Source organism: Hymenobacter agri (assembly GCF_054778495.1).
The window spans coordinates 1-1,183 of sequence record NZ_BAAGZM010000933.1 but is presented as its reverse complement, the minus strand read 5'-3'; the positions used below and the strand labels follow the sequence as shown (position 1 = coordinate 1,183).

Sequence of the window (1,183 nt, the reverse complement as noted above, 5' to 3'; positions counted from 1 at the left end):
CCGCCCGCCTGCTCCAGCCCCAGAGCGCCGAGCGCCGCATCCAGTGGCACCTCGACCTGCCCGACGAGCCGCTCCTAGTCGCCCTCGACGCCCAGCAGCTCGAACAAGCCCTGCTGAACGTGACCAAAAATGCCCTCGAAGCCATCGGCCACGACGGCAACATCTGGGTGCGCGCCACGCTCAGCCCGCCGACGCTGTCCATCGCCAACGACGGCCCCCCGCTCACCCCCGAGGTGAGCCAGCGCCTATTCACGCCCTTCTTCAGCACCAAGCGCGACGGGCAGGGCATTGGCCTCACCCTGGTGCGCGATGTGCTGCTGGCGCACGGCTTCCGGTTCCAGCTTCACAGTACCGAGGATAACCGAACGGAATTTAGTATTGATTTTACCAAAGTGGGGTGAGTGCGAAAGGTTGTTGAAATGATTTTATGTAAAAATTTGAGTTAATACCTTTTTAAAATAGGGGGTAAGATTAAAAATGATGCTTAACTTCGCTAAGTGGCATTCAAAATCGCACCCCGCTATGACTCGTAAGCAACTTCTCGCTACCGCCTGCCTGGGCCTGCTGCTGCTGCTGGCCGGCATCGCTGCCTTCCTGCCCCAGAGCCACCCCGAAGCCAAACCCAACGCCTTCGAGCCTGCTGACCTGGCCTGGATGCTGTCGGCCTCCGGCCTCGTGCTGCTGATGACGCCCGGCCTGGCCTTCTTCTACGGCGGCATGGTGAGCAAGCGTAACGTTATTTCGACCATGCTGCAGAGCTTTATCGCGCTGGGAGTCATTTCGCTGCTCTGGTACGTGGTGGGCTTCTCGCTGGCGTTTGGCGACAGCATTGGAGGCGTTATCGGTAATCCGCTCACGTTTTTCATGTTCAACAACGTGGGCACGGCGGCCCACCCGCGCCTCGCGCCCAACCTGCCGCTGGTGTTGTTTGCGGCGTTTCAGCTCAAGTTTGCCATCATCACGCCAGCCCTCATCAGCGGCGCGTTTGCCGAGCGCATCCGCTTCTGGGGCTATCTGCTGTTCATGTGCCTGTTTAGCCTGCTCATCTACTGCCCCCTGGCCCACTGGACCTGGCACCCCGACGGCTTCCTCCTGAAGTGGGGCGTGCTCGACTTCGCCGGCGGTACGGTGGTGCACATCTCGGCCGGCTTCGCGGCGCTGGCGGGCGCGCTGGCCCTGGGCC

General features: G+C 61.5%; 2 protein-coding genes. Both read left to right on the top strand.

The window, feature by feature from the left end:
• Positions 1–401 (top strand): ATP-binding protein (locus ACYVDE_RS23485; protein WP_460503950.1); only part of this gene is annotated, 401 nt, incomplete at its 5' end.
• A 121-nt stretch (positions 402–522) separates the two neighbouring features.
• The coding region (locus ACYVDE_RS23480; protein ID WP_460503949.1) for an ammonium transporter at positions 523–1,183 on the top strand (661 nt) is incomplete at its 3' end.